We start from the raw sequence: 26,081 nt of genomic DNA on the forward strand, positions 1-26,081 counted from the left end.
TCCGACGACGGCGCGGCTTTGCCGCGACGGACTTGTGCCCCTATCTGATTCATTACATCGAGCTGTATTCATAAGAAGTTGACCAAGTGCTGTAGGTCGTCGTTAAAATGCAAACGGGGGGAACCTGAATGCACTATCTAGCGCCGGACCTTGACCTTGTTTCGCAAGAATACGTCCTTGTTCAGGCTTGGAAAAAAACGGCTGCCTATATCCGCTACCACAATTGGTTTGCCGATACCCTAGAGCTAGATCGCACGGCCGCAGATCTTCCGAGGTTTATCGGTCGACTTTCCCAGCGGTTGAAAGCCGGAAGCTATCAGGCGCGCGAAATTCGTATTGTGCCAGCACCAAAGAGTCACGCTTGGGCGATTAACAAAGAAGGCGAATGGAAACCGCTGAATAGACGCGACGTTAGGGTTCGGCCGCTAGCCCACGTCTCCCTTGCCGACCAAGTAGTCTCAACGGCAATTCTCCTTTGTTTAAGCGAGAGGGTCGAAACGCGGCAGGGGAATCCGATTTCTAATCTTCACAATCCAGAGCAGCGAGCCTCGATCCTATCTTATGGAAATCGCTTATTCTGTGACTTTGATCGAGAAAGGCAAAGTCTTGTTCATAGGTGGGGATCATCCAAACTGTATCGTGCTTATTTTCAGGATTATCGCTCATTTCTCATGCGATCAGAAGTGGTTGCAGATGGCTTGAAGGTTGAGCGCCGCACTTTCGTTTTGCAAACTGATTTGAAGCAGTTCTACGATCGAGTTCGCCCGTGTCTTCTGCAAGAAAAGATACGAAATTTCTTGAAAGAAGATGACGATCCTCGATTTCGCGATCTTGTCTCTCAATTCTTTTCTTGGCGATGGGCCGAAGCATCGCAGCCGAAAGCGGAGCGATATGCTCGAGCTACAGGTCTAGATGCCTATTCTGAGATAGCACTGCCGCAGGGGTTGGTATCGGCCGGTTTTTTCTCAAATGTCGTGTTGATTGATTTCGACGCAAAATTGCGAAGCCATTTCGGAAACGAGGTCGTGCCCGGCATTTGGCTGGAAGATGCCTGTCGTTACGTGGATGACCTTCGTTTAACTGTTACCGTGGCGCCCGGCATCGATGTCGCTGAAATCCAAGCACGCCTCTACTTTTGGCTCGGGAGCCTTCTTGAAAAAGAAGCTCCAGGATTGGTTCTGGCCCACGAAAAGACCAAGACTGCGGAATTCGGCGGAGAAGACCAGCAACTCATCCGCCAGTCTCGAAAGATGGAAAGAATTCAAGCTGCGATCTCGGGAGGTTTTGACGCTGCGGGAGGCGAGGAAGTAATTCAAGCGATTGAAGCGCTCGTCCGCTCGCAGGTCACTCTAAACTCCGCCAGCGACGAGGGCCGCCCTGTGTCGCTACGGGCGTTTTCAGACGTCCGCGACGAAACGATAGGCCGTTTCGCTGCGGCTCGCTTTCGACTGACATACCGATCCCTTCGGCCCCTACTTGAAAACCGCAGCGTCACAGATTTGAACGACATTGGCGAAGAAACTTTCCGACGACAGCGTCTGACGCAGGAGGAATTGGATGAGGAAGCTCGAGCCTTCGCTCTCACATTAATTGATCGATGGGTTGCAGACCCGGCCAACGTTCGACTTTTGCGTGTAGCTCTGGACCTGTGGCCATCACCGCAAATCTTGAGAGAGGTATTGCGACTGCTTGAACCCTATATAGACGGCACATTACGACAAAACCTTCCCCGAGAAATTGCCTATTACTGCTTAGCAGAGATTTTACGAGCGGGCGCGACGGAGACCGGATTTGTCGAAGATGATGAAGCCTTTCCAAAAGGCGTGAATTTAGAAGGCTATCGCCATCTTCTAACCGAGACAGCTCTTAAAGTCAGCATGAGCAAGGCTAAGGCGGTACCTTGGTTCCTCAAGCAACAAGCCCAGCTCTTCCTCGCCGTTCATGCTAGGGAACGCGCAAAATTACCACGACAGCGGACCGGAGAAGATCGCTATCGTCGAATGATTAGATTTCTCGTCGGGGAGCATGCCACCTTCGCCGACGCCGAATATGCAATTCTCGCGATAGTAGCGAGGCGGTCGTTTCTCTCACGAGAAGAGGCGGTAGAGCTGACACGACTCTCGATCACCGAAGAACGCTTTTCGGAAATCGCGGCGCGGGACATCGAGTTTGCACGGGATGTCTATCGGGCGGTTAACATCTCAATCGCTTCCACCACCGGGATCGCAGAAGATTTGGGTGTAGCAGAGTGGTCAACAGCTCAAGATCGACGACCACTCAAGGATATCGTTGCGAGCGATCCCCAAAATCCTCTGCGTAATGAGATCGGTGTTCTCAGCTTTGCCCTAGCATTTATTCGTGAGGTCAAAGCCAAACGAGTCCCGCCAATCGTCACTCCGGCTACCGTGCAGGTGGCGTTGGAGAAGAAGGGTGCCTACCACGTCAGCCGAGAGCTGAGCTTTCAATCAGTTGCCACAACTCCAACCTACCGGTCAATTTATACTCCACCCGATTGGGCCCCAGTTGGCCAGGAGTGGCGGTTCCAACTCGGTTATCTCCTTAGATATATCCTGACCGCGCGCGTTGATTTCACGGTCGCAGTTAGACCATTGTCGTGGAAAGAGGCTGAGCCTATCTATCGACCAACGCGTGGCCACTGGTTTCAGCGGCTTTATGGCTTTTATAATGGTCATGAAGCATTCGGAGACGATTGGCTCCCAATCTCCCAGTTCACCCAAGACTTTTTATTTTCGCTTCTTATTTGGCCGGGTTGCCACACGAGCAGCCCAAATGCGGATACGCTGGCAGTTGACGCAACAGAGGCATTGGTCGAACGAGAACTCGACAAAGCGCTGAGAATGGTCGGAAAAGCGACCGGGATTCTGATGCTACCCGTCGCTGCACCGATTCCAGGGATCTGCTCTGATAAACGACCGCTTCGAGGCTGCGTTGTCCAATCGGTGACACCCCAGGACGGTGACTTCAAGACCTTCGGTCTTGAGCTTGCCGACCCTACTATCAGACGCAAACATCGAAATCATTTGTCGACTGCATTGGCAGCAGTGGAAAAGATGCTCGACCTCCGAGATACACACAAAAACCAGAACAAGCGCTTGGACTGGCTCATACTCCCTGAGCTCTCAGTGCATCCGCGAGACATTGCTACGCATCTTGTTCCCTTCGCTCGAGCTTTCAAAACTGCAATCCTCGCAGGCCTGACCTATGAGCCTGTTATTCCGGGCGGACTATTGGTGAATTCTGCTATTTGGATCATCCCCCGGATAGTTCAGGGGCAGGGCCTCCAAACTATTATTCGGCGACAGGGAAAGAAGTTTCTTTCACCAATGGAAACGCCATTCAACACTCCAACACCAATGATTGATGGATTTCGACCCTGCCAGTGGCTTATCGGGTATGAATGGACCTCTGATCCTAACGCCGATCCGCTGTGGCTGACCGGCTCCATATGCTACGATGGTACCGATCTGGATCTCGTATCGGATTTGCGAGGCAGGTCAGATATTTTCGCCATCCCCGCACTAAACCGTGATGTCGGAACCTTCGACCAAATGGCACAAGCGCTCCATTATCACATGTATCAGTTGGTAGTTATTGCCAACAACGGTGCATTCGGTGGCAGCAACGCTCACCTCCCGAAAGGCGAAGCATATCAGAGACAAATTTTCCACACCCACGGCCAGCCGCAAGCCAGCATCTCTTTTTTTGAGGTCGATGACATCGCAGACATGAAAGCTCGTCGTCAGCTTGGGTTCGAAGGAGCGGAAAAGTGGAAATATCCTCCGGCCGGGTATTAATTTCCCAGTTGCAGTGACCGCTGCGCATTTCTCGACCAAGGCGAAGCGGCGCTACGCGCCGGTCGCCTTGCCCTCGGTGCTTCGCGCTCTAGGACAAGCAAACCGTCACGGGAGTGAATCCCGTGACGTCGAACGGGTCGCCCTTTGCTCTGCTTCGGACGCCCGTCGGCCGGCCTTGCGCGGCTCTTCGCCTATGATGCGGCGTCGCTGTCACGACGGCGCTCATAGTCGCGGCGCGCTTCGGCTTCCCATTTCAATTGTTCTTCGGCGGCTTGCCTGCGCTCTTCTTCCCGCAACGCTTCCTGCTCCTTGTAGCTGAGCGTGTCGCTGCCGATGATGGCGCCGGTGGGTTCGGTGCTGAAGCCGTCATGCTGCGCCAGCAGGTCGCGCGGCGGGTGGAGGGGGCCGACCGGCTCGCCCATGTCCTGCCACTGGGTGCGCCGGGCGAGGTCCATCACCCGGGAGAAGGGCGTTTCGGCGATGTCGATCAGGCCGTAGCCGTCCTTGCGGAATGCCCGCATCACGTCGAACCCGTCCGTGCCGAGGAGATCGAGCATCACTTCGATGAAGGTGAGTTGGCGCAGGTAGAAATCGGCGGCGGCGATCTGTCCGTTCAGCCTCGCCTCCCGCTCCGCCTTCACCTTCAGCATATATTTGCGGGCGATGCCGGTGAGCCAGGCCTTCGTGTCGGCCGCGGACCCGGCGGCGGATTGCGCGGGCGGGGCGGGGGGCGCGGAGAGGGCGCGGCGGGAGGCGGCGCGGCTCCACGGCTGCGGCGGGGCCCAGGCGGCCTGGCGCTCCGCGAGGCCGATGCCTTCGGCGACGCGCCTGGTGCCCCTGTCCTTCGCGATGGCCATGGCGGCTTCCCAGGCGGCGGCGAAGCTTTCCCCGCCCGGCGCCTTGCGCAGCTGCTCCGCGCCCCATGCCGCGCTGCCGACCGCGGCGGCGGCGCGGCGGGGGGAGCCGGTGGCGGCGAGGGCGGCGATGAAGGCGCGCTGGCGGTCCGCGTTCCAGCCGTCGACCCGCTCCGTCTTGCGCGGGACGGGGATGAATTGGAGGGCGGGGAAGCGGGCGAACGGGTCTTCGCCGGGGGCGCCGTGCGCGCCGCAACGGTCGCATTGGAGGGTGAGGATGAAGGCGGCGGGGTGGCGTCATGGTTCGTCATGACGCTGTCCTGTAACCTAAAAGGTTCGTGTAGGAAAATGTTGGGTGGGCGGGGCGTCACGGGAGTGAATCCCGTGACGTCGAACGGGTCGTCCTTTGGACGCCCGTCGGCCGATCGCTACGCGGCTCTTCGCCTAAGGGACGGCGCCGGCTTTGCCGTCGGCGCCCCTTAGGCTCGGCCGCTACGGCTTAGTAAGCCTCGCTTGTCATCTTCGCTTGCGACGCGCTGTGGCCGCCATGGCGGTAGAGGATGTCGCGGGCGCGGGCCGGGTCGATGCGGTTGGCGCTGGTGTCGACCGAGACGAAGACGCCGCCATCCTTGATGCGATCGCTGTAATAATCCGCGTCTTCCTTGCCGACGCCGTGCTTGGTCAGCACTTCGTTCAAGGTGCCCGCGGCGGCCCCGGCGAGCGCGCCGATCGCGGCGGCTTCGGGAACGGCGGAGGCGGCGATGGCGCCCGCGGCCGCGAGCGGGCCGACGCCCGGAATGGCGAGCGCCGCGATGCCGAGGCCCGCGCCCAAGGCGCCGCCGCCGAGGATGCCGCGCAGGACGTTGCGGTGATGCTCGTCGGTCACTTCGCCGTCGCCGGAGCGCGTCGTCGTCGTGCCGCCATGATGGGCGATGATCGAAAAGTCGCTGTCGTCGACGCCGAGGGCGCGCAGTTCGGACACGGCGCGTTCCGCCTCGGCATGGCTGTCGAAGACGGCGGTTACGGGGGTGCTGTGCATAGAATCTCCTAAGGATCGCCAGGGACGCGAGGGGCGTCCGATGCGGGTAGAACAAAGGCGGGCCCGCAAGGTTGCTCGGCTCGGCGGAAAGGCGAACGGGTCGTCGCTTTGGAAAGGCAGGAGCTTAATCGTTCCGCACGCGTTTTGACGGCATGGACAAATTCTTCACCGCGGCGGCGGGACGCATTTCGCAATGGGCGGGGCAGCCCGCCGCCTTCATCCTGGCGGTGACGATCATCCTCGTCTGGGGCGCGTCCGGGCCGGTATTCGGATGGTCGGACACCTGGCAGCTCGTCATCAACACCGGCACGACGATCGTCACCTTCCTGATGGTGTTCCTGATCCAGAACAGCCAGAACCGGGACGCGGCAGCGATGCAGGCGAAGCTGGATGAGCTGATCCGATCGGTCGACAAGGCGCGCGGCGCCTTCATCGGGATCGAGCATCTGACCGACGCCCAGATCGAGGCGATCCGCGCCGCGCTGGAACGCGAGAATGGCGACGCGTCGGACAAGGCGGGAACCGCCGACGACAGCGTGGAGACCCTGCTCGAACGGCGGTGAGGGCGGCGCCTATTCCGGCGATTTATCTCGGGGATGCGGGCGCGGCGCACTTCGCCGCGGACAGCTGATTGGCGACGACCTTGTTCATCCGCATCGCAATGCCCACGATCTGCTGGTCGCGGAGCGCGATTTCGGCCTCCAATTGACGGCAGGTGAGCGTGGCCAATTGACGGCAGGTGAGCGTGGCGTCGAGCGGCGTCGACACGTCCGTTTTCTTCATCTTCGTCGCGGCTTCCAGCGCGCCGGTCGATCTCGCCATGATTGGTCTCGGCATCGGCCTTGGTGGTGGCCATCTGGGCCTGCGCCGCCGCCATCGATGCGGCGCCGCCCGCGACCGGGATCATGGCGCCCAGCACACCCGCGACTTCCAGCGCCTGCGTCGCCGCGCCCTTCACATAGGGCTTGTCGAGCGCTTCCTGGTTGATCGCATCATATTGCGCCTGCCGCGCCTGCCCTTCGGTGCCGCTTGCACGCCCGGCCGTGACTCAAATTCCCTTAAATTTCCGTCCCAATATCATCCAGCATCAATGGATTAAGGCGCGATCAACGGGACCGATGCAACTCCCCTTCCCGCCGGTTCGTTGACGCATGAGAGGAGATGGCGATGGCCGACAATCTGAGCGCGGGCGACAAGGTGTCATGGAAAAGCCATGGCGGCACGGCGCATGGCAAGGTGGTGAAGAAGCAGACGAGCCCTGGACAGATCAAGGGGCACAAAGTCGCCGCGTCGAAGGACAATCCGCAATATATTGTCGAAACCGATGACGGAAAACGCGCCGCGCATAAAGCGAAGGCGCTGAAGAAGGAGTGAAATCCTTCATCTCCCCTTCATGCTGGCCATGTGATAGCCGATGCAAGGTCCGCTTCGAAGTCCTGCGCCGGCACGCCGGATGACGGGATCTTTGCGGCAGGGTGCCGTTGGGGAGATTTTATGGCCGTCCGATCCGTTCATATCGCCATGGCGGGGCTTTCCGCCGCACTTGCCGCCCCTGCCCTCTCGCAAGGCGCGCCGGCCGAGACGGCCATTCCCGATCCGCTCGCCGCGCTGATGGCGCCGCCCCCGCCCGCCGCCCGGCAGGGCGACGACACGCTGACGTGCGAGGCGCTCGCCGCCGAAGCCGTGGCGCTGAAGGACGACATGGCGCGGATGGGCCAGCAGACCGTGGCCGCCGCCAATGCCCAGGCCACGACCCAAAAGCGCATCGGGCAAGGCGCGGTCGCTGCGCAGGCGCTGGGCCAGGTCGTGCCGATGGGCGGCGTCGTCGCACAGGGGATCGCGCAAGCCGGAACCGCCCAGGCCAATGGCGCCATGGCGTCAGCCTCGACCCGGATGGCCCGCATGCAGGCGGCCTATGCCCGGCTGCGCCAGGTCGAAACGCTTCAGGGCCAGCGTTGCACCCCGGCGCAAAGTCCGGCGCAAGGGACGCCGCAATGAGGGTGCTCCTCCTCTCGCTGGCGCTGATCGGCACGGCGGCACCGGCGCAGGACGCGCCCGGCGCGCTTGCGAGGGACGATGCACTCACTTGCACCCAGATCGCCGACCAGCTGATGGCGCTGACCGGCGGCGTCACCGCCAATGTCGCCCGCGCGCAGGAGATGGCGGCATCCGGCGCGCCCGACATGGTGGGGCAGACGATCGCGGGCCAGGCGCTTGGCGCTGTCGCAAGCGTGATCCCCGGCCCGGCGGCCTCCATCGTCGGCGGCGCCGCCGCGCAGGTTCAGGCGGCCAATGCCGAGCGGCAGCGGAAGGAAGCGCCCAAGAAGCAGGCCGAGCTCGACGCGCTGGAAGCGCCGCGCATGGCCGGCCTCGACCGCATGCTGCATCTCCACGAATTGCACCAAGCCCGCTGCGCCGCTACGCCCGCCAAGCAATAAGAAGGGGATAAATAAAGGAATTATATACGAAACTAGACAATTCCGCTTGTCCTGCCTGCCGATTTATGGCAGATGATTAGACAGGGAGGGACGGAATGACGAGGAAGGCCCCCGGAAGAAGTGACCGCGCTGTCACCGTTATTAAACTTTTCCAAATGTTTCCAGATGAGGCGACGAGCCGCAAGTGGCTTGAGAATAATCGCTGGCCGAACGGTGAGCGTCATTGCCCGCACTGCGGTTCGCTAAAGACTTCGACCGTCCTGAATGAGCGCCCGATGCCCTACCACTGCGGCGAGTGCCGACAGTATTTCAGCGTTAAGACCGGTACCGTGATGCAGTCGAGCAAGGTTGCGCTGCAAAAGTGGGTCATCGCCATGTACCTGATGTCCAGGAGCCTGAAGGGCGTGTCGAGCATGCAGTTCTACCGCGACCTCGGCCTCACCCAGAAGACCGCTTGGCTGCTGGCCCAGAAAGTTCGGCAGGGTTGGATTGATGGCGGCGGCAACCTGGCCGGTAAAGTGGAGGTTGACGAAACCTACATCGGCGGCAAAGAGCGGAATAAGCACGGGGACGAGCGCCTGAAAGGCGGTAGGGGTGCGGTGGAGAAAGCGGCAGTGATCGGCGCCAAGGAGCGCAACGGAAAGGTCCGCGCCAGCGTGATCGCGAAGACTAAGACCGCCTCTCTAGACGGCTTCGTTCGGGAGAATGTTGAGCCGGGCGCGACCGTCTTTACTGATGAGCACAGCGGCTATCGGCACTTCTTCGCGTCATTCACCCACCGTTCCGTCCGGCATGGTGTCGGCGAGTACGTCAACGGCATGGCCCACACCAACGGCATTGAGAGCTTCTGGGCGATGCTGAAGCGCGGCTACAAGGGCACCTATCACAAGATGAGCGCGAAGCACCTGTCGCGCTACGTCGTCGAATTTGCGGGCCGCCACAACTTCCGCGACCTTGACACCCTCGCCCAGATGACGATGCTGGCGAAGGGTCTGGACGGCAAGCGCCTGCGCTACAATGATCTGGTTGCCGACCATGGGTAATGAAAGGGTCACAGAGGATTTTGTTCGCGACTGGTTCAAGAATGATCCATTGTTCAGCGCCATCAAGCTGGACGAGCAAAAGGCTACGGTCGCGAAGGCGAGAAAGTGTCTGGCGAACGCCTCCAAGAAGATGACCGGCAAGGGTGGCTCGCCCGAGTTCATCATCAGCTTCCCGGCGCTCCCGGACGACATCATCGTTGTCGAGTGCAAGGCTGACACCAAGTTCCATGCGAGCGACACCGGCGACAATCCTACCGCCTTCGCTGTCGATGGCGCGCTGCACTATTCAGCCTTCCTGTCCAAAGAGTACAATGTGGCCTCGATCGCTGTCAGCGGCGATAAGAAGGGCAAGCTCAAGATTTCCAGCTTCTACCAGAAAATGGGTGAGGCCGAGGTCAAGGAGATTGAGGCGAAGGAGGGCGTTCCAGAGCTTCTGGACATCTTTTCCTTTATCACACTCTTCAAGGGTGAGACTCAGGCCCAGAATATTGAATCGGCCGAAATCACCAAGACGGCTATTGAGCTTAACAAGGAGCTGAATGACTATTCGATAGTGGAATATGAGCGCTGCACCTTGGTGAGCGCGATCTTGCTTGCCTTGCAGAACGATGCGTTCAAGGCGGGCTACAAAGCCAAGGCCCATAAGGTTCACCCGAAGACGAAAATACCGGCACCTACGCCCGAGCGATTGGCGGAGTTCATCGTTTCCAGCATCCGGGACGTGCTGAAAGATCACGACATTGACGCTGAACGCGTCGCCTCGATGATTGGCGAATACGAGAAGATCAGGAACCACTCCATCGCCAAGTCCCCCCGCATCAAGAAGAAGAAGGCGTCGGAGCAGCAGGACAATTATGTCCTTCGGGACATCACTGAGCGGCTCCAGAAAACCGTGCTTCCCCTCATCACCTTAGGTGACAAGGGCTATGACGTTTTGGGCCGGTTCTATCGCGAATTTATCCGCTATGCCGGCACAGATAAAAAGACCGGCTTGGTTCTGACTCCGCAGCACATCACCGAGTTTTTCTGCGATGTGGTAAACCTGAATGTGAACGATGTAGTGTTCGATTCCTGCTGCGGCAGCGGCGGATTTTTGATCTCCGCCATGAAGCACATGCTGCAGAAGGCCGGGGCCGATCAAAAGAAGAAGCGGGAGATCAAGGAAAACCAGTTGATCGGTATCGAGAGCCGGACGGACATGTTCACGTTCGCTTGCTCCAACATGATGATGAGCGGCGACGGCAAGTCACATATCTATCAAGGCGATTCTTTCGCGGACGAGATTGTCGAGGAGGTCCGAACCTTCGAGCCCACCGTGGCCTTCCTGAACCCGCCTTACGACGTCGGTGAGGGTGGCCAGTTGGAGTTCATCGAGAACGCGCTCAATTGCCTTCAACCTGGTGGCCGGTGCGCGGCTATCGTGCAGATGAGTTGCGCGACCTCTACTGCACCCCGTACGGTAATCGTGCGCGACCGGTTGCTCGCCAATCATTCGCTGACCGGCGTGTTTTCAATGCCAGATGACCTGTTCCACCCAGTGGGTGTGATTACCTGCATCATGACGTTTGAGGCCCATAAGCCTCACCCGTCCGGCTTCAAGACGTTCTTCGGCTACTTCAAGGACGATGGCTTCCGGAAGACGAAGCACATGGGCCGGGTCAATCGGGGCGATTGGGATACGATCAAAGTCACCTGGCTGAGCGCCTATTTGAACCGTGAAAGCAAGCCGGGCCTGAGTGTCGTGCGGGCCGTTGCCGGGTCGGACGAATGGTGCGCGGAAGCCTATATGGAGACCGACTACACCAAGCTCACTCCATCGGATTTCGAGCGGGCAGTCAGAGATTATGCAATCCATAAGCTCTCCGTCGATGCGCTTGGAGAGTCGGAATGACCTGCCTCGTCTCCGACATTTTCGATGTCCGATACGGTCATTCGCTGGAGCTGAACGCCCTAGAGCCAGCGAGCGCTAGCGAAGGCGTTGCGTTCGTTTCCAGACAAATGGGCAACAATGGCATTTCTGCCTTTGTCGCACCTGTTCCGGATCTTGAGCCAGCGCCGGCTGGCGACATCACGTGTGCCCTCGGCGGCAACGGTGTCCTCACAACCTATGTGCAAGAGGCAGAATTCTATTGCGGCCGAGACGTTGCGGTCCTGCGGCCCAAGACCCCGCTTACGAAGCAGGAAATCATATTCTATTGCATGTGCATCAAGGCGAACCGCTATCGGTTCAACTACGGGCGGCAGGCCAACAAGACACTCTCGAAATTGCTGGTGCCTTCTGCAGACGAAATCCCGGGGTGGGTGAATAAGGCCAGCTTGGACAAATTCGCTGGGATGAGAGAGGCGTTAGACCCGGCGACCGCTCCGAAACTCACCGACCGGAAATGGGCTGAGTTCACCTACAGCGCTCTGTTCGACATTGAGCGCGGCAAGGGACCAAGAAAATCCACCCTGACGGAGAGCGGCTCCACGCCCTTCATAACGTCCACCGACAGAAACAACGGTCTGACTGGCTACACGCCTCAGGGCCCGCAACACGCTGGGAACGTAATCACCGTCAATCGAAACGGAAGTGTGGCGGAGGCTTTCTACCAGCCGTCGCCCTTCGCCACGACGGAAGACGTGCATGTCTTCGTCCCGAAATTTGACCTCAACAAATACACTGCGATGTTTCTGACGCCCCTGATCCGCATGGAAAAATATCGCTTCAGCTATGGTCGAAAGTGGGGGCTAGCGCGGATGAGGGCGTCACTAATCCGACTCCCCATCACTGCGAAGGGCGATCCCGACTGGGCCTTCATGGAGGCCTATATCAAGTCTCTCCCCTACAGTAAGAGCATCTAGCTATGACCGAGAAAACCGTAAACCCACGTGGGCGTCCGATCACCAACAAGATCAAACAAATCCCCGCACCCCCAGAGGACATCGCGAAGGCCATTTTCAAGGCGGCGGACAAGGCCATTAACCCAAGAAGCCCAAGGGAAAGCCGAGGGCCAAGTAGGGTCCGCGTCTAGTTGCGTATATAATTTCCTAAATAAAAGGGGGCAGGTGATGCGAATGCATCTGAAAAAGGCGCCGCTGGAAGGCGCCCATATCCGGCTTGAGCCGGTTTCGGAAAGCCACCGCGATGCGATGCGGGCGATGGTGGAGGGCGATCCCGACGCCTGGTCGATCCTCCTGACGAACGGCCAGGGCGAGGCTTTCGGCGATTATTTCGCGACGATGTGCGGCCCATCGGCGGACCCCCATCGCATCGCCTTTGCCTTGAAGCGCCTGTCCGACGGCGCGATCGTCGGCACCACCAGTTTCTACGACATCGCGCCCCGCCACGGCACGGTGGAAATCGGCGGCACCTATTACCGCCCCGACGCACGCGGCGGCATCGTCAATCCGGAGGCCAAATATCTCCTCCTCGCCCACGCGTTCGGCAATGGCGCGCTCCGCGTCCAGCTCCGCACCGACGCGCGCAACGCCCGCAGCCAGGCGGCGATCGAGAAACTGGGCGCGAAGAAGGAAGGCGTGATCCGCCGCCAGTTCATCACCTGGAACGGCCACCATCGCGACAGCGTCATCTATTCGATCATCGCCGAGGAATGGCCGGAGGTGAAAGCGGGATTGGAACGGCGGCTCTCCACTTTTACCGGCTAAATTTTTCCAAGCCGCTCAACCAATCGCGCGCTCGGCAGTTGGCGCGGCATGACAGATCAACACGATGAGTCGGGGCGCGGACGCGAGGCCGACAAGCCCACCCAAATCCCCGCACGCGGATGGAAGGATATCGTGGTCCGGGCCTGGAAGGAATCCGGGCAGGACAATATGAGCCTGGTTTCCGCAGGCGTCGCCTTTTACGCCTTTCTCGCCATGGTGCCGCTGCTCGCCGCATTCGTGCTGAGCTATGGCCTGTTCGCGGCGCCCGCGACGATGATGGGGCATGTCCGGGGCCTGTTCCAGGTTTTGCCGCGCGACGCCGCCGCCATTATCGGCGAACAATTGGTGAGCGTCACCAGCCAGGCCGCGAGCAAAACCGGGCTGGGCCTCCTCTTCGCGCTCGGCCTTGCCCTTTACGGCGCGATGAAGGGCGCGGCGGCGATGATCACCGCGCTCAACATCGCTTATGACGAGGACGAAACGCGCGGGTTCATCCGCAAGACCTTGGCCGCCCTGGCGATCACCATAGGGGCGGTGGTGACCGGCCTCGTCGCCGTCGCCGCCATCGGCGCGCTGGCGGCGGTGGACCGCCTGCTGCCCGGCGCGCCGCCCCTGCTGCCGACCCTGATCCGCATCGGATTCTGGATTGCCGCAGCGGCGGTGGCGAGCGGCGCGGTGGCGGCGCTGTACCGTTACGCGCCCGATCGCGAGGCGGCGAAGTGGCGCTGGCTCACGCCAGGCTCCATCGTCGCGACCGCCGGCTGGCTGCTGATGACCCTGGGTTTCGGCATCTACACGGCCAATTTCGGCAATTACAACGCGACCTATGGCGCGCTTGGCGCGGTCGTCGTGCTTTTGATGTGGCTCTATTTGTCCGCTTATGTCCTGCTGCTCGGCGCCGAGCTCAATGCCGAGATGGAGCATCAGACGCGGAAGGATACGACCACCGGGCCGGACAGGCCGATGGGCGCGCGCGATGCCGAAATGGCCGACACGGTCGGCGCCGCGACCGGCACCAACGGCAAGAAGAGCCGTTAAGCCGCCATGACCAAGAAAAAGAAGAAGACGCATCCGGGCGACAAGGCCATCCGCGCGATCAAGCGCGCGGACAAGGCCGCGGCCGAAGCGACGGCGCCTTACCGGCGGCACGGGGCGATCCGCACCCTTTCCGCCTTCTCGGAAATTGGCGACCAGCCGCCGCCCCAGGCGATCGCCTGGGGCGCGCCGGCGCGCGCATGATCATCGCCCACATTCTGGCGACCGTCGCCAAGGACATCGTGAAGCGCCGCGTCGACCGCACCCGCCCCCGCCTGCTGATCGAGGAGGGCCGGTACGTCACCGACCGGCTGCTGCGCCTGTTCGGCCCGAAGGCATGACGCCGGCAAGCCGGCAGACCGTGGGCACAGGAACGGGGATAAGATGCCGTTCAGGCGCTTGGCGGCATGCGGGCTTTGGTCTAGCCATAGCTGGAAACCAAGCCGCCCGTTAGGAGATGCCCCCTTGTCCATCCGCCTCATGCCGCTGCTGCTCGCCGGAGCCGCGTCCTTCATCCTCGCCGCCTGCACGCCCGCCGGAAAAACGGCGCCGAATGCGGGGACGGCCGCGGTGCTGAGCGCGCCGGACGCGCGCGACATTCACTCTTATGCCCGCCCCGAAGTGGCGCGCGTCACCCATGTCGCGCTCGACCTCCGCGCCGATTTCGCGGCGAAACGGATGGCGGGGACGGCGGCCCTAGATGTCGCCGCATCGCCGGGCGCGACGGAAATCGTCCTCGACAGCAAGGGGCTGGAGATCGCGTCGGTCACCGACCGCGCCGGACGGCCTTTGCAATGGGCAGTGGGGGCGAACGACCCCAATATCGGCGCCCCGCTGACCGTACAGCTGAACGGCGCGAACCGCATCGTCATCACGTATAAAAGCGCGCCCGATGCCGCCGCCCTGCAATGGCTGGCACCGGAGCAGACCGCGGGCAAGAAGCTGCCCTTCCTGTTCAGCCAGGGCCAGGCGATCCTCAACCGCACCTGGATCCCGACGCAGGACAGCCCCGGCATCCGCCAGACCTGGGAGGCGCGCATCGTCGTGCCCGAAAATATGGTCGCGGTGATGAGCGGCGAGCGCCTGACGCCCAGGGGCGAGGCCGTGGCGGGCGGCGGCAAGGCCTATCGCTTCCGCATGGACAAGGCGGTCGCGCCCTATCTGATCGCCATCGCGGCGGGCGACATCGCCTTCCAGCCGCTTGGGCCGCGCACCGGCGTCTATGCCGAACCCGCGACGTTGAAGGCGGCGGCGGACGAACTCGTCGATACCGAGAAGATGGTCGAGGCGGCCGAAAGCCTTTACGGGCCCTATCGCTGGGGCCGCTACGACATGATCGTTCTTCCCCCCGCTTTCCCATTCGGCGGCATGGAAAATCCGACGCTCACCTTCCTGACGCCGACGATGATCGCGGGCGACCGGTCGCTCGTCTCGCTGATCGCGCACGAATTGGCGCACAGCTGGTCGGGCAATCTCGTCACCAATGCGCAATGGGCGGATTTCTGGCTGAACGAGGGTTTCACCACTTATTTCGAAAGCCGGATCATGGAGGCGCTTTACGGCAAGCAGCGCGCCGACCAGAATATCGCGCTCGGCTGGGATTCGCTGCAGGACACGATCCAGGGCGCGGGCGGCCCCGCCTCGCCCAATACCCGCCTCCACCTCGACCTCACCGGCCGCGATCCGGACGACGGGATGAGCGACATCGCTTATGAAAAGGGCGCCGCCTTCCTCCGCACCATCGAGAACACGGTCGGGCGCCAGCGCTTCGACGCTTGGCTTCGTTCCTATTTCGACCGCCATGCCTTCCAGCCGATCACGGCGTCCCTGTTCCTGCAGGACATCCGCGCCAATCTGGTGCGCGGGGATGCGGCGCTGGAAGGGAAGCTGATGCTGGACGAGTGGGTCTATCAGCCGGGCATTCCCGCCAATGTCATCGCCCCGCCGACCGCGGCCTTTGCCGCCGTCGATGCGGCGGTGAAAGCCTATATGGCAAGCGGTCAGCCGCCGAAGACTTTCAGCAACTGGAATACGCAGGAACGGCTTCGCTTTCTCGATGCCCTCCCACGCGATCTGGGCAGCGGCAAGCTCGAAGAGCTGAACGACGCGCTTACTTTGTCGGAGAGCGGCAATAGCGAGATTCTGTTCGCCTGGCTGCAGCTCGCCATCGCCAACCGCTACGACCCGGTGGTGCCAGTGCTGGAAAACTTCCTGACGTCCATGGGCCGCCGCAAATTCGTCGCGCCGCTCTTCGCCGCACTCGCGCGGCAGGGCGAATGGGGCCTGCCGATCGCCCGCCGCATCTACGCCAAGGCGCGCCCGGGCTACCATTCCGTAACGTCCGGCACGGTGGACGAGACGCTGAAGGGGTCGTGACCTTCAAGGGCTTAGGTGCATAAAAAGGCGTTAACCAAACATCAAACCTCTCCCTTTATGCAGGGCCGGCAATGATGCGCGGGGAGGGGGATGAAGCAGGCTGAACTGGCCCGCATGAACGAGGCGGACTTCCTGGCGGTGCTCGCCGGGGATCGGCCGCTCTCGCGCCTCATCGACCTTCGCCACCAGCGCAAGCGCGTCTTCGCCGACGCGTCCTTGGTCTTCGCCTTTTGCGCCGTCGCCCTCGCTTCGCTCGCCGGATGGGTGGCGGGCGGGGCGATCGGTTTCGCCTTCGCCGCGCCGTGGCTGCTGCTGACCGGCGCCGCGCACTGGCTTTCGCTGCAACGCGCGCGGCGCGACCGTCACCATCAAGAACGCCGGCCAATGCCCGCGACCGCCGCGGAAGGGGCGGGATTGGGCCTCCTATGGTCGTCGCTTCCGGCCTGGGCGCTGGCGAGCGGGGCGCCCGCCTTGCCGCTCGGCCTGACGGTCGCCGCCGCGATCATGGCCGGAACCCTCGCCTCGGCGGAGCCGGCCTTTGCCCTGTCGTGGATCGCCGTCCTGTTCGCGTCGCAATCCTGGGGGCTGTGGAGCGCGAGCGGCGGCGATCTCATCCTCATGATGGCGCTGACCGGGAATGTCGCGGTGGCGGGGCTCGGCGTCCTGCTGGTCCAGCATTGGGTGCGGCAGCAGGGCAAGGATGCCCAGCGCATCGCCGACGAATGCGAGACGGTCGGCCTCCTTCTCCGCGAATATGAGCAGCGCGGCGCGGGCTGGCTGTGGCAGGTCGATAGCGGCAATCGCATCCTCTATCTCTCCCGCCGGATCACGAATTTGCTCGGCCGGGCGCCCGCGCAAGTGATCGGCCAGCCGCTTCCCGCGGTGCTCGGCGGCGGCGGCGCGCTGGGCCAGGCCCTTCTCGCGCGCACGGCTTTTTCCGCGCTCGAAATGGAAATCCGCACCAATCAGGGCGATCGCTGGATTTCCCTGACCGGCGACCCGATCGTCGACGGCGACGGCCTCTTCCAGGGCTTTCGCGGCGTCGGCGCCGACGTGACCGAGGCGCGGCGGACCAAGGAGCGGCTGACCAATCTCGCCAACATGGACGTCCTGTCGGGCCTCCCCAATCGCAGCCGCGTCCGCGAGCTGCTCGGCGATGCGCTGGCGGCGGCGCAAGGCTCCGGCATTCCCTGCGCGGTCCTGTTCCTCGACCTCGACGGCTTCAAGCCGGTCAACGACACGTTCGGCCACATGACGGGCGACACGGTGCTGAAATCCGTCGCCCAGCGCCTCGTCCGCGAAGTGGGCGGCATGGGCGAGGTCGGCCGCATCGGCGGCGACGAATTCGCGGTCGTCGTGCCCGACGCGCAGAGCCGCGCCCGCGTCGACGCGCTCGGCGCGCGGCTGATCGCCGCCGTGTCCGAACCCTATCAGGCCGACAGCGCGAAAATCCGCATCGGCCTGTCGATCGGCTGCGCCTTCGGCCCGGTCGACGGGCAGAGCGTCGACGACCTCATCCAGAAAGCCGACATGGCGCTGTACCAGGCCAAGGCGCGCGGCCGCGGCATGTGCTGCGCCTTCGACGCGAGCATGCAGAAGGAAGCCGAACAACGGCTGCGGCTGGAGGAAGACCTGCGCCATGCCCTCCCCGGCAACCAGTTCCGCCTCACCTACCAGCCCCTGGTCCGGGCGTCCGACCAGCGCCTCGTCGGCTTCGAGGCGCTCATTCGCTGGCACCATCCGGTGCGCGGCCTCATCTCCCCGCTCGACTTCATTCCATTGGCCGAGGAAACCGGCATCATCACCCATCTCGGCGACTGGGTGATCGAGGAAGCGTGCCGCGCCGCCGCCCACTGGCCCGACCATATCAGCGTCGCGGTGAACCTCTCGCCGCGCCAGCTCGTCCTGCCCGCCCTTCCCAACGCGGTGAGCGAGAGCCTCACCCGCCACCGGATCAAGCCCAACCGGCTTGAGCTGGAAGTGACCGAGAGCGTCTTCCTCGGCGACACGCACGGCGCTCTCGACGTGCTGCGCCGCCTCCGCCAATTGGGCGTCGGCATCGCGCTCGACGATTTCGGCACCGGCTATTCCTCACTCGGCTATTTGAACAAGACCGTGTTCCACAAGCTGAAGATCGACGGCTCCTTCGTCCGGGAGGCGGCGAAGAACAAGGAAACGGTGGCGATCATCCAGTCGATCGTCACCCTCGCCAACAGCTTCCGGATGACGATCACCGCCGAAGGGGTCGAAACGATGGCCGATTTCGAGCGCATGCGCGACATGGGCTGCCACCAGATCCAGGGCTATCTGTTCGGCCGCCCGATGGATTTCGACAAGGCGACCGAATTGGTGCGCGGCGGCGGCAATGCGCGGATGAGCGCCTGACCCCAAAACCATTGCGGCGGGGATGCTAGACTTTGCGGACTGGATATGCTGACCAGTAGCCGGGGTGCCCGTTGTTTCTTGGTGGTTTCCATGAAGCCAGGCATTGGGGAGAATGAACATGAATTTTCCGGCTTTTCGCGCCATTGGGCTGCTCATCGCGCAGCTTTTCGCCTGCTCCGCCGCACTGGCGGCCCCCGCCGAAGCGCCGGCGATGTGGAAGAACGGGCGGTGGTTCGATGGCACCCAATTCGTCAAGCGCACCATGTACAGCACGCAAGCGGGCCTGCTGACCACGCGGAAACCCCCCAAGGTCGGAAGAACGGTGGACCTTCAGGGCAAATATGTCGTCCCCGCTTATGGCGATGCCCATACCCATATTATCGGCGATGAAGATCAACTGGATGCCAAGATCGCGGCCTTCCTGCGGGAAGGCATCTTCTACGCCAAGAACCCCAATGCGATACCGGATTTCCTGACCCCGAAGATGCGGAGCATGATCAACCGCAAGGACAGTATCGACGTGGTCTTCGCCAATGGCGGCCTGACCGGGAGCGGCGCGCATCCGGCACCCCTGCACGACAATTTGGCCGACAGGGGGCTTCTGCAGGGCCTTGGACGCGCGGACATGCCCGGGCGCGCCTATCACATCATCGACGATGAGGACGATCTGGCCGCCAGCTGGCCGAAAATTCTGGCCGGAAAGCCCGATTTCATCAAGGTGTTCCTGAATGGCGGAACCCGCCTGCGCCTCGGCAGCGAAGCCGGCACCAAGGCCGGCATATCCCCCGCGATGCTGAAATCGATCATCCGCCGCGCCCATGATGCCGGGCTAAGAGTGATGGCGCACGTCGAAACTGCGGACGATTTCGCGGCGGCCGTCGAAGCGGGCGTGGATGAAACCGCCCATCTTCCCCATTTCGGGCCGCGCGGCGCGCGCGAAAATGCGGCGGCCTATACCATCACGCCGGAGGTGGCGGCGCAGGCCGGCGCGCGCGGCGTGACCGTCATCGGCACGGCCAGCGTGCTGCAGCGGATGCACGGCGCGGAATGGCCGGAAGAAGCACGCACGAGCGTGGCCGCCCTGCACCGGAAGAATATCGCGCTGCTCCGCCAGCATGGCGTGCGCATCGCGATCGGCAGCGACGGCATGGGCGGCGAAACCGGAATTCCCACCGCGGCGGGCGAAGCGGCCTATTTCTATACCTATGGCCTGGCGGACAATCTCGACTTGCTGCGCATGTGGTCTGTCGTCACTCCGCAAACGATCTTTCCGGATCGCAAGATCGGCAAGCTGGAAGAGGGTTACGAAGCCAACTTCCTGGCGCTCGACGGCGATCCTCTCGCCGATCCCAAGAACCTGCACCGCATCGGCCTGCGGGTGAAGGGGGGCGCGGTGCTGGCCCTTGATGGCGGCACAGCGGCCGATTGACGGGCAGCGCAGCAGAGGTGAAAAGCGCTCCGTCCATTCGCGTGTTCGGGCCCTTACCCCTTCTTCGTCCCGAGACCCCGGCCTTCGCCGGGATGACGTAAGACAAACCCCTGCCCCGTCATTCCGGCGAAGGCCGGAATCTGGTCCCGTAGAAGCCTCGATCTTTACGCCCGCTCCAGCGCCTTCTTCGCGATCTTTTCCCGCCACACCAGCGGGGCGAGATGGTGGACGCTCTGCCCCTCGCTATCCACCGCGACCGTCACCGGCATGTCCGCGACCTCGAATTCGTAGATCGCCTCCATGCCCAAATCCTCGAAGCCGACGACCTTCGATCCCTTGATCGCGCGGGCGACGAGATAGGCGGCGCCGCCGACGGCCATCAGGTAGGCGGACTTGTGGTCGCGGATGGCGTCGATGGCCATGGGGCCGCGCTCGGCCTTGCCGACCATGGCGAGCAGGCCCTGTTCCAGCATCATGCGCGTGAACTTGTCCATGCGGGTCGCGGTGGTGGGGCCGGCCGGGCCGACCACTTCCTCGCCGACCGGGTCGACCGGCCCGACATAATAAATGACGCGGCCCTTGAATTCGACCGGCAGCTCCTCGCCGCGGTCGAGCATGTCCTTGATGCGCTTGTGCGCGGCGTCGCGGCCGGTGAGCATCTTGCCGCTGAGGAGCAGGCGGTCGCCATGCTTCCAGCTCTGCACCACCTCCGGCGTCAGTGCGTCGAGATTGACGCGCTTGGCTTCCTTGGACGGCGTCCAGTTGACGTCGGGCCAGTCCTCCAGCTTCGGCGTTTCGAGATAGGCCGGGCCGGAACCATCCAGCACGAAATGCGCATGACGGGTCGCCGCGCAGTTCGGGATCATCGCGATCGGCTTCGAAGCGGCGTGCGTCGGCCAGTCGAGGATCTTCACGTCGAGGATCGTCGCGAGGCCGCCCAGCCCCTGCGCGCCGATGCCGAGCGCATTCACCTTGTCGAACAATTCGATCCGCAATTCCTCAAGTCTGTTCTGGGGCCCGCGCGCCTTCAACTGCGCCATGTCGATCGCGCCCATCAGGCTTTCCTTGGCGAGCAGCATCGCTTTCTCCGCCGTGCCGCCAATGCCGATGCCGAGCATTCCGGGCGGGCACCAGCCCGCGCCCATCTGCGGCACCATTTCCAGCACCCAGTCGACGATGGAGTCGGACGGGTTCAGCATCTTGAACTTGGACTTGTTTTCAGAGCCGCCGCCCTTCGCCGCGACGGTAACGTCCACCCTGTTCCCCGGCACCATCTCCACGTGCAGGACGGACGGCGTATTGTCCTTCGTATTCACCCGCCCGAACGCGGGGTCGGCGAGGATCGAGGCGCGGAGCGGGTTTTCCGGGTTGCGATAGGCGCGGCGCACGCCCTCATCCACCACCTGTTGCAGGCTGAGGGCGCTGTCGAGCCGGCAATCCTGCCCCCATTTCACGAAGACGGTGACGATGCCGGTATCCTGGCAGATCGGCCGGTGCCCTTCCGCGCACATGCGGCTGTTGGTCAGGATCTGCGCGATGGCGTCCTTCGCGGCGGGCGATTCCTCCGCCTCATAAGCCGCGCCCAGCGCCCGGATATAATCCATCGGGTGATAATAAGAAATGTACTGAAGCGCATCGGCAACGCTCTCGATGAGGTCCGCTTCCCAGATGATGGTGGTCAAGGTGACAAATCCTGCTGCTGGCAATCGCCGCGCTTCTAGCGCCCGACGAGCGGAAGCGGGAGAGTATTATTGCACGGGTTCGATCCAGGCGGCGATAGTGAAACGTAACGACGCGCCGCCGGGCCGTTCCGGCAAGCGAAGGGCGCATGCGCATTGTGCGCCGCGCCGATCCGTGGGAGGCAGGGGATCATGTCCATCATCCGCATCGACCGCCGCTTCCGGGGACCGCCTGACAGCGGCAATGGCGGCTATGTCGCGGGCCGCCTCGCCGCCGCGCTCGGCGGCAGCGGCGGCGTCGTCACCCTGCGCAGCCCGCCGCCGCTCGATACCGATCTGCGCATCGACATAGCGGGCGACGATGCCGCTTTGCTGCACGAGTCCGTTCCGGTGGCCGTCGCCACCCGCATGGCCGTCCATGTCGACGTCCCGCCGCCGCCGGGCCTGGCCGAAGCCGAAGCGGCGGAAGCGGGCTTTACCGGTTTTGACCGGCATATCTTTCCCGGCTGCTTCGTCTGCGGCCCGGACCGGGCTTGCGGCGATGGGCTGCGGCTCTTTGCGGGCCGCATACGGGACGGGGGTGAGCGGGTGGCGGCCGCCTGGACGCCCGCCGCGGACCTTGGCGACGGCGCGGGGCGCGTCGCCATTCCCTTCCTGTGGGCGGCGCTCGATTGCCCGGGTTATTTCGCGGTAGAGGCACTGGCGGGCCGCGCCGTGCTCGGCCGGATCGGCGCGGTCGTCCGGGATGCGCCGGAGACCGGCGAACCCTTGATCGTCACCGGCTGGGCCATCGCCCATGACGGGCGCAAGCATCGCGCGGGCACCGCCATCCACCGGGCGGATGGACGCCTGGCCGCAGCGGCCGTCGCGACGTGGATCTCGATTTCTTAGGATGAGGCAGGAAGGGCGCGGTGTGCGCCCTTCCCATCGATCATTGCTTTTTCTTGCCGCGCGCCTTGGCGCCGTCGCTCGATTTCCTGGCCGAAGCGGCCTTGGCGGATTTTCCGGACCGCCCGGCCGTCTCGCCGTCGCGGCTCCAGCGGAACAGGGGAACGGCCGCCGCGGCGACCGCGCCGAGCACCGCGCCGCCGACCGCGAGCGCGGCGACTGGACGTTCGCGCGCCTTGTCCGCGACGCGGGTCGCGCCATCCGACATTTGCTGCGACATTTGCGCGAAGGACCGGCGCCACGAGCCGCCCTCTTCCTGGCCCATCTGGCCTCCCTCCTGGTCCATGCGGCCCTCCTGCTGGCTCATGTGAGACTCCTCGTTGCTGGTGGCGTGCTTCATCGCCTTATTGGGGATACGGGACATTGTTTTCACTCCAGATACTGCTTGCCTGAGCAAACGAGTCCGCTGCCGCGCGGGTTCCGCGAAGGATGAGAAGCGGGCCGCGAGCCGTCTCTCGAACCCGTTCCCGGAAGGGCCGCGCCGCGCCCTGGTTCGGGGCGTGGCGGACGATTTCGTCCCGTTCCCGAAAGAAGCCGCGCAAATCCGCCAATGCGACGAAATGATATGGTTAAAACCGATTTATTTCTTGCGTCTCAATCCGGATCAGGCACTATAGGTTGTGGCGTCGCCATAGGGGGCACGCTAGACATTGTGAAAGGGGCAGCGCGCCATCATATTGGCGCGAAAGGCCGCTTCGTGCCCTGTGGATATCGGGGACAAGCGGAAATAGCGCCCCCGGCCCCCTCCAAAAGGCGCTAAGGCTTGGATCCAAGTCCGAGTCCATAACGGAACGAAACAAGGGGATGAAACGATGGACCTTCTAGGCAGCAGCGAAGTGGAGTCGGGCGACGTGGCCGTGACCGTTGAGGCGCCGAAAAAGGAGAAGGCCAAGGTCGATTCCAAATCGGTCGCCGCGCGCGCCTTCGATGTCGTGACCGACGAGAGCCGCGACGCGCTCCTCACCGAATTCGGCAAGGACACGCTCCGCGACCGCTATCTCCTTCCCGGTGAAAATTATCAGGATCTCTTCGCGCGCGTCGCTTGCGCCTATGCCGACGATCAGGATCACGCCCAGCGGCTTTACGACTATATCTCGAAATTGTGGTTCATGCCCGCGACGCCGGTCCTTTCGAACGGCGGCACCGGGCGCGGCCTGCCTATTTCCTGCTATCTGAACAGCGTCGACGACAGCCTGCAGGCGATCACCGAAATCTGGAACGAGAATGTCTGGCTCGCCAGCAGAGGCGGCGGCATCGGCACTTATTGGGGCAATGTCCGCGGCATCGGCGAGCCGGTCGGCCTCAACGGCAAGACCAGCGGCATCATCCCCTTCGTCCGGGTGATGGACAGCCTGACGCTGGCGATCAGCCAGGGGTCGCTGCGCCGCGGTTCGGCCGCCGTCTATCTCGACATCAGCCATCCGGAGATCGAGGAGTTCCTTGAGATCCGCAAACCCTCCGGCGACTTCAACCGCAAGGCCTTGAACCTCCACCATGGCGTGCTCGTCACCGACGCCTTCATGGAAGCGGTGCGCGACGGCGCGGAGTGGGAGTTGAAGAGCCCGAAGGACGGATCGGTGCGTGGGCGTGTCGACGCCCGGGCGCTCTTCCAGAAGCTCGTCGAAACCCGCCTCGCGACCGGCGAGCCCTATATCGTCTTCGCCGACCATGTGAACAAGGCGATGCCGAAGCATCATCGCGACTTGGGCCTCAAGGTCTCGACATCGAACCTCTGCTCGGAAATCACGCTGCCGACGGGCCGCGACCATCTTGGCCAGGACCGCACGGCGGTGTGCTGCCTCTCTTCGCTCAATCTCGAAACCTGGGACGAGTGGAACGGCGACAAGATGTTCATCGAGGACGTCATGCGCTTCCTCGACAATGTGCTGCAGGATTATATCGACCGCGCGCCGGACGAGATGGCGCGTGCCAAATACAGCGCCAGCCGCGAACGCTCGGTGGGCCTCGGCGTGATGGGTTTCCATTCCTTCCTCCAGGCGCGCGGCCTGCCGTTCGAAGGCGCGATGGCGAAATCGTGGAACATGCGCATCTTCAAGCATATCGCGGCCCAGGCCCAGGAAGCCTCGATGATGCTCGCCAAGGAGCGCGGCCCCTGCCCCGACGCCGCCGACATGGGCGTGATGGAGCGCTTTTCCTGCAAGATGGCGATCGCGCCGACCGCGTCGATCAGCATCATCTGCGGCGGCACCTCCGCCTGCATCGAGCCGATCCCGGGCAACGTCTACACCCACAAGACGCTGTCGGGCAGCTTCTCGATCCGCAACCCGCACCTGGAGAAATTGCTGATCGAGAAAGCGAAGAATTCGGACGCCGTGTGGAATTCGATCCTCGAGCAGGGCGGCAGCGTCCAGCATCTCGACTTCCTCACCCAGGAGGAAAAGGACACGTTCAAGACCAGCTTCGAGATCGACCAGCGCTGGCTGATCGAGCTCGCCGCCGACCGCACGCCCTATATCGACCAGGCCCAGTCGCTGAACCTGTTCATCCCGGCCGATGTCGACAAATGGGATCTCTTGATGCTCCACTTCCGCGCCTGGGAACTCGGCATCAAGTCGCTTTACTATCTCCGTTCCAAGTCGGTGCAGCGCGCCGGCTTCGCGGGCGGCGTCGAGGCGGACAACACGCCGGAGCTGAAGGAAATCCAGCTCGCGGCGACCACCGATTATGACGAGTGCCTGGCGTGTCAGTGATGAAATCCCCTCTCCCCTTGCGGGAGAGGGCTAGGGAGAGGGGTCGCGCAGCGACAAAACCTCCTCAGTGGCATCAAGCCGTTGAAAGCCCCCTCTCTCCAACCTCTCTCCCGCGAGGGGAGAGAGGCTAAAGGATGATTGGTTCCCCGAGCGGGGGGAACCTGCCCGTGTCCGGCCTCCTTGCGGGACACGGGCGCCTACGGGGAAGCGGCGCCTAGCGGCCTGGACACGGGACCGCGCGCCGCTTCCCCGGATAGGAATGAAGGACGAGAGATGAGGACGAAAACCGCCAATGCCGCTTCCGACATCCGCGCCGCGCGGGCGGATGCGGCTATGGGCGGCGCGGCGTCAGTCGCCCCCCTCCTCCTCGAAGATATTCACCGCGACGTCGGCATTGGCGGACAGGCGCACCGTGTCGCCCTCGACGGCTGCGACGAGGCCGGTCGCGATGAAATGATGGTGCCCCTCGTGGGAACCCTGCCCGGCGCTGTCCTTGGTGAGCTTGATGCGATCGCCCTCAACCTTGTCGACGGTGCCGACCGTCACTCCGTCCGCGCCGACCACTTGCGCATGTTCCCTGATCTGGCTGACATCGACCATGAAGATTCTCCTGCTGGTTGCGAGAGGGGGAACGCGCCGAACGCGGAAGGGTGCCAAGCCATTCTCGCTTCTCTGCGTCAT

At 62.8% G+C, this 26,081-nt stretch carries 24 protein-coding genes; 18 read left to right on the forward strand and 6 right to left on the reverse strand.

The annotated features are described in order from the left end of the window. Positions 1-128 precede the first annotated feature (128 nt). The gene (locus IC614_RS07480) at positions 129-3,815 is read left to right on the forward strand and encodes an RNA-directed DNA polymerase (RefSeq protein WP_200970733.1); all 3,687 of its coding nucleotides are present in this window, start codon (positions 129-131) and stop codon (positions 3,813-3,815) included. 191 nt (positions 3,816-4,006) lie between these two features. Here the strand turns inward: IC614_RS07480 and IC614_RS07485 are convergent, their stop codons facing one another. Together IC614_RS07485 and IC614_RS07490 are read right to left on the reverse strand one after the other, a co-directional pair. Beyond that, positions 4,007-4,672: a hypothetical protein gene (locus IC614_RS07485; protein ID WP_200970734.1), complete on the reverse strand. Its 666-nt coding sequence runs from the start codon at positions 4,670-4,672 to the stop codon at positions 4,007-4,009. A 496-nt stretch (positions 4,673-5,168) separates the two neighbouring features. Further along, the gene (locus IC614_RS07490; protein WP_200970735.1) at positions 5,169-5,708 is read right to left on the reverse strand and encodes a hypothetical protein; all 540 of its coding nucleotides are present in this window, start codon (positions 5,706-5,708) and stop codon (positions 5,169-5,171) included. A gap of 152 nt (positions 5,709-5,860) precedes the next feature. Here IC614_RS07490 and IC614_RS07495 point away from each other — a divergent pair, with 152 nt between their 5' ends. Beyond that, positions 5,861-6,271 (forward strand): low affinity iron permease family protein, encoded by a 411-nt coding sequence (locus IC614_RS07495; protein ID WP_200970736.1) that lies wholly within the window; start codon positions 5,861-5,863, stop codon positions 6,269-6,271. 22 nt (positions 6,272-6,293) lie between these two features. Here IC614_RS07495 and IC614_RS07500 read toward each other — a convergent pair whose 3' ends face one another. Further along, a complete protein-coding gene (locus IC614_RS07500; protein WP_200970737.1) occupies positions 6,294-6,530 on the reverse strand; it encodes a hypothetical protein in 237 nt (78 codons plus the stop codon). Here IC614_RS07500 and IC614_RS07505 point away from each other — a divergent pair. From IC614_RS07505 to IC614_RS07570, 14 genes are all read left to right on the forward strand, one after another. After that, a complete protein-coding gene (locus IC614_RS07505) occupies positions 6,529-6,807 on the forward strand; it encodes a hypothetical protein (protein WP_200970738.1) in 279 nt (92 codons plus the stop codon). The two genes, IC614_RS07500 and IC614_RS07505, sit on opposite strands and share 2 nt — an antisense overlap. Before the next feature lie 68 nt (positions 6,808-6,875). Next, a complete protein-coding gene (locus IC614_RS07510; protein ID WP_200970739.1) occupies positions 6,876-7,082 on the forward strand; it encodes a hypervirulence associated TUDOR domain-containing protein in 207 nt (68 codons plus the stop codon). Positions 7,083-7,202: 120 nt separating this feature from the next. Beyond that, the gene (locus IC614_RS07515) at positions 7,203-7,706 is read left to right on the forward strand and encodes a hypothetical protein (protein WP_200970740.1); all 504 of its coding nucleotides are present in this window, start codon (positions 7,203-7,205) and stop codon (positions 7,704-7,706) included. Further along, complete coding sequence (locus IC614_RS07520; RefSeq protein ID WP_200970741.1) at positions 7,703-8,146, forward strand: hypothetical protein; 444 nt, start codon at positions 7,703-7,705, stop codon at positions 8,144-8,146. Before IC614_RS07515 ends, IC614_RS07520 begins: the two co-directional genes overlap by 4 nt. 95 nt (positions 8,147-8,241) lie before the next feature. Then, the gene (locus tag IC614_RS07525) at positions 8,242-9,189 is read left to right on the forward strand and encodes an IS1595 family transposase (RefSeq protein WP_200970742.1); all 948 of its coding nucleotides are present in this window, start codon (positions 8,242-8,244) and stop codon (positions 9,187-9,189) included. Then, positions 9,164-11,080 carry an HsdM family class I SAM-dependent methyltransferase gene (locus IC614_RS07530; RefSeq protein ID WP_200970743.1) on the forward strand — a complete coding sequence of 639 codons (1,917 nt, stop codon included), beginning with the start codon at positions 9,164-9,166 and terminating at the stop codon, positions 11,078-11,080. The genes IC614_RS07525 and IC614_RS07530 overlap by 26 nt, the downstream gene beginning before the upstream one ends. Further along, a complete protein-coding gene (locus IC614_RS07535; protein ID WP_200970744.1) occupies positions 11,077-12,033 on the forward strand; it encodes a restriction endonuclease subunit S in 957 nt (318 codons plus the stop codon). Before IC614_RS07530 ends, IC614_RS07535 begins: the two co-directional genes overlap by 4 nt. 207 nt (positions 12,034-12,240) lie before the next feature. After that, on the forward strand, positions 12,241-12,837 hold the full coding sequence (locus tag IC614_RS07540; protein ID WP_200970745.1) for a GNAT family N-acetyltransferase: 597 nt from the start codon (positions 12,241-12,243) through the stop codon (positions 12,835-12,837). Between the two features lie 48 nt (positions 12,838-12,885). Continuing rightward, entirely contained in the window at positions 12,886-13,875 is a 990-nt protein-coding gene (locus IC614_RS07545) for a YihY/virulence factor BrkB family protein (RefSeq protein WP_200970746.1), read from the forward strand. 6 nt (positions 13,876-13,881) lie between these two features. After that, positions 13,882-14,076: a hypothetical protein gene (locus IC614_RS07550; RefSeq protein ID WP_200970747.1), complete on the forward strand. Its 195-nt coding sequence runs from the start codon at positions 13,882-13,884 to the stop codon at positions 14,074-14,076. Continuing rightward, positions 14,073-14,213 carry a hypothetical protein gene (locus IC614_RS07555; RefSeq protein ID WP_200970748.1) on the forward strand — a complete coding sequence of 47 codons (141 nt, stop codon included), beginning with the start codon at positions 14,073-14,075 and terminating at the stop codon, positions 14,211-14,213. Before IC614_RS07550 ends, IC614_RS07555 begins: the two co-directional genes overlap by 4 nt. 139 nt (positions 14,214-14,352) lie before the next feature. Further along, on the forward strand, positions 14,353-16,248 hold the full coding sequence (locus IC614_RS07560) for a M1 family metallopeptidase (RefSeq protein ID WP_200973150.1): 1,896 nt from the start codon (positions 14,353-14,355) through the stop codon (positions 16,246-16,248). Positions 16,249-16,338: 90 nt separating this feature from the next. Next, the gene (locus tag IC614_RS07565; RefSeq protein ID WP_200970749.1) at positions 16,339-18,633 is read left to right on the forward strand and encodes a putative bifunctional diguanylate cyclase/phosphodiesterase; all 2,295 of its coding nucleotides are present in this window, start codon (positions 16,339-16,341) and stop codon (positions 18,631-18,633) included. 118 nt (positions 18,634-18,751) lie between these two features. After that, entirely contained in the window at positions 18,752-20,062 is a 1,311-nt protein-coding gene (locus IC614_RS07570) for an amidohydrolase family protein (RefSeq protein ID WP_200970750.1), read from the forward strand. Positions 20,063-20,226: 164 nt separating this feature from the next. Here IC614_RS07570 and IC614_RS07575 read toward each other — a convergent pair whose 3' ends face one another. Continuing rightward, a complete protein-coding gene (locus IC614_RS07575; protein WP_200970751.1) occupies positions 20,227-21,744 on the reverse strand; it encodes a fumarate hydratase in 1,518 nt (505 codons plus the stop codon). Between the two features lie 189 nt (positions 21,745-21,933). Between IC614_RS07575 and IC614_RS07580 the strand changes: the two genes are divergently transcribed. Continuing rightward, entirely contained in the window at positions 21,934-22,632 is a 699-nt protein-coding gene (locus tag IC614_RS07580) for a hypothetical protein (RefSeq protein ID WP_200970752.1), read from the forward strand. A 40-nt stretch (positions 22,633-22,672) separates the two neighbouring features. Here the strand turns inward: IC614_RS07580 and IC614_RS07585 are convergent, their stop codons facing one another. Then, positions 22,673-23,053: a hypothetical protein gene (locus tag IC614_RS07585; RefSeq protein WP_200970753.1), complete on the reverse strand. Its 381-nt coding sequence runs from the start codon at positions 23,051-23,053 to the stop codon at positions 22,673-22,675. 448 nt (positions 23,054-23,501) lie between these two features. Here IC614_RS07585 and IC614_RS07590 point away from each other — a divergent pair, with 448 nt between their 5' ends. Beyond that, a complete protein-coding gene (locus IC614_RS07590; protein ID WP_200970754.1) occupies positions 23,502-25,400 on the forward strand; it encodes a ribonucleoside-diphosphate reductase subunit alpha in 1,899 nt (632 codons plus the stop codon). Positions 25,401-25,748: 348 nt separating this feature from the next. On the opposite strand, the gene IC614_RS07595 is transcribed toward IC614_RS07590, so the two are convergent. Further along, positions 25,749-26,000, reverse strand: coding sequence for a DUF2171 domain-containing protein (locus tag IC614_RS07595; RefSeq protein WP_200970755.1), 252 nt, complete (start codon positions 25,998-26,000; stop codon positions 25,749-25,751). Positions 26,001-26,081: the final 81 nt, after the last annotated feature.

Source organism: Sphingosinicella flava, from assembly GCF_016025255.1.
In the GTDB taxonomy this organism is placed as follows: domain Bacteria; phylum Pseudomonadota; class Alphaproteobacteria; order Sphingomonadales; family Sphingomonadaceae; genus Allosphingosinicella; species Allosphingosinicella flava.

What these genes read in the sequence shown, in the direction of transcription:
- IC614_RS07480 (WP_200970733.1), top strand. Translation starts at nt 129, where the DNA reads ATGCACTATCTAGCGCCGGACCTTGACCTTGTTTCGCAAGAATACGTC.
- IC614_RS07485 (WP_200970734.1), bottom strand. Translation starts at nt 4,672, where the DNA reads ATGGCCATCGCGAAGGACAGGGGCACCAGGCGCGTCGCCGAAGGCATC.
- IC614_RS07490 (WP_200970735.1), bottom strand. Translation starts at nt 5,708, where the DNA reads ATGCACAGCACCCCCGTAACCGCCGTCTTCGACAGCCATGCCGAGGCG.
- IC614_RS07495 (WP_200970736.1), top strand. Translation starts at nt 5,861, where the DNA reads ATGGACAAATTCTTCACCGCGGCGGCGGGACGCATTTCGCAATGGGCG.
- IC614_RS07505 (WP_200970738.1), top strand. Translation starts at nt 6,529, where the DNA reads ATGATTGGTCTCGGCATCGGCCTTGGTGGTGGCCATCTGGGCCTGCGC.
- IC614_RS07500 (WP_200970737.1), bottom strand. Translation starts at nt 6,530, where the DNA reads ATGGCGAGATCGACCGGCGCGCTGGAAGCCGCGACGAAGATGAAGAAA.
- IC614_RS07510 (WP_200970739.1), top strand. Translation starts at nt 6,876, where the DNA reads ATGGCCGACAATCTGAGCGCGGGCGACAAGGTGTCATGGAAAAGCCAT.
- IC614_RS07515 (WP_200970740.1), top strand. Translation starts at nt 7,203, where the DNA reads ATGGCCGTCCGATCCGTTCATATCGCCATGGCGGGGCTTTCCGCCGCA.
- IC614_RS07520 (WP_200970741.1), top strand. Translation starts at nt 7,703, where the DNA reads ATGAGGGTGCTCCTCCTCTCGCTGGCGCTGATCGGCACGGCGGCACCG.
- IC614_RS07525 (WP_200970742.1), top strand. Translation starts at nt 8,242, where the DNA reads ATGACGAGGAAGGCCCCCGGAAGAAGTGACCGCGCTGTCACCGTTATT.
- IC614_RS07530 (WP_200970743.1), top strand. Translation starts at nt 9,164, where the DNA reads ATGATCTGGTTGCCGACCATGGGTAATGAAAGGGTCACAGAGGATTTT.
- IC614_RS07535 (WP_200970744.1), top strand. Translation starts at nt 11,077, where the DNA reads ATGACCTGCCTCGTCTCCGACATTTTCGATGTCCGATACGGTCATTCG.
- IC614_RS07540 (WP_200970745.1), top strand. Translation starts at nt 12,241, where the DNA reads ATGCGAATGCATCTGAAAAAGGCGCCGCTGGAAGGCGCCCATATCCGG.
- IC614_RS07545 (WP_200970746.1), top strand. Translation starts at nt 12,886, where the DNA reads ATGACAGATCAACACGATGAGTCGGGGCGCGGACGCGAGGCCGACAAG.
- IC614_RS07550 (WP_200970747.1), top strand. Translation starts at nt 13,882, where the DNA reads ATGACCAAGAAAAAGAAGAAGACGCATCCGGGCGACAAGGCCATCCGC.
- IC614_RS07555 (WP_200970748.1), top strand. Translation starts at nt 14,073, where the DNA reads ATGATCATCGCCCACATTCTGGCGACCGTCGCCAAGGACATCGTGAAG.
- IC614_RS07560 (WP_200973150.1), top strand. Translation starts at nt 14,353, where the DNA reads ATGCCGCTGCTGCTCGCCGGAGCCGCGTCCTTCATCCTCGCCGCCTGC.
- IC614_RS07565 (WP_200970749.1), top strand. Translation starts at nt 16,339, where the DNA reads ATGAAGCAGGCTGAACTGGCCCGCATGAACGAGGCGGACTTCCTGGCG.
- IC614_RS07570 (WP_200970750.1), top strand. Translation starts at nt 18,752, where the DNA reads ATGAATTTTCCGGCTTTTCGCGCCATTGGGCTGCTCATCGCGCAGCTT.
- IC614_RS07580 (WP_200970752.1), top strand. Translation starts at nt 21,934, where the DNA reads ATGTCCATCATCCGCATCGACCGCCGCTTCCGGGGACCGCCTGACAGC.
- IC614_RS07585 (WP_200970753.1), bottom strand. Translation starts at nt 23,053, where the DNA reads ATGTCCCGTATCCCCAATAAGGCGATGAAGCACGCCACCAGCAACGAG.
- IC614_RS07590 (WP_200970754.1), top strand. Translation starts at nt 23,502, where the DNA reads ATGGACCTTCTAGGCAGCAGCGAAGTGGAGTCGGGCGACGTGGCCGTG.
- IC614_RS07595 (WP_200970755.1), bottom strand. Translation starts at nt 26,000, where the DNA reads ATGGTCGATGTCAGCCAGATCAGGGAACATGCGCAAGTGGTCGGCGCG.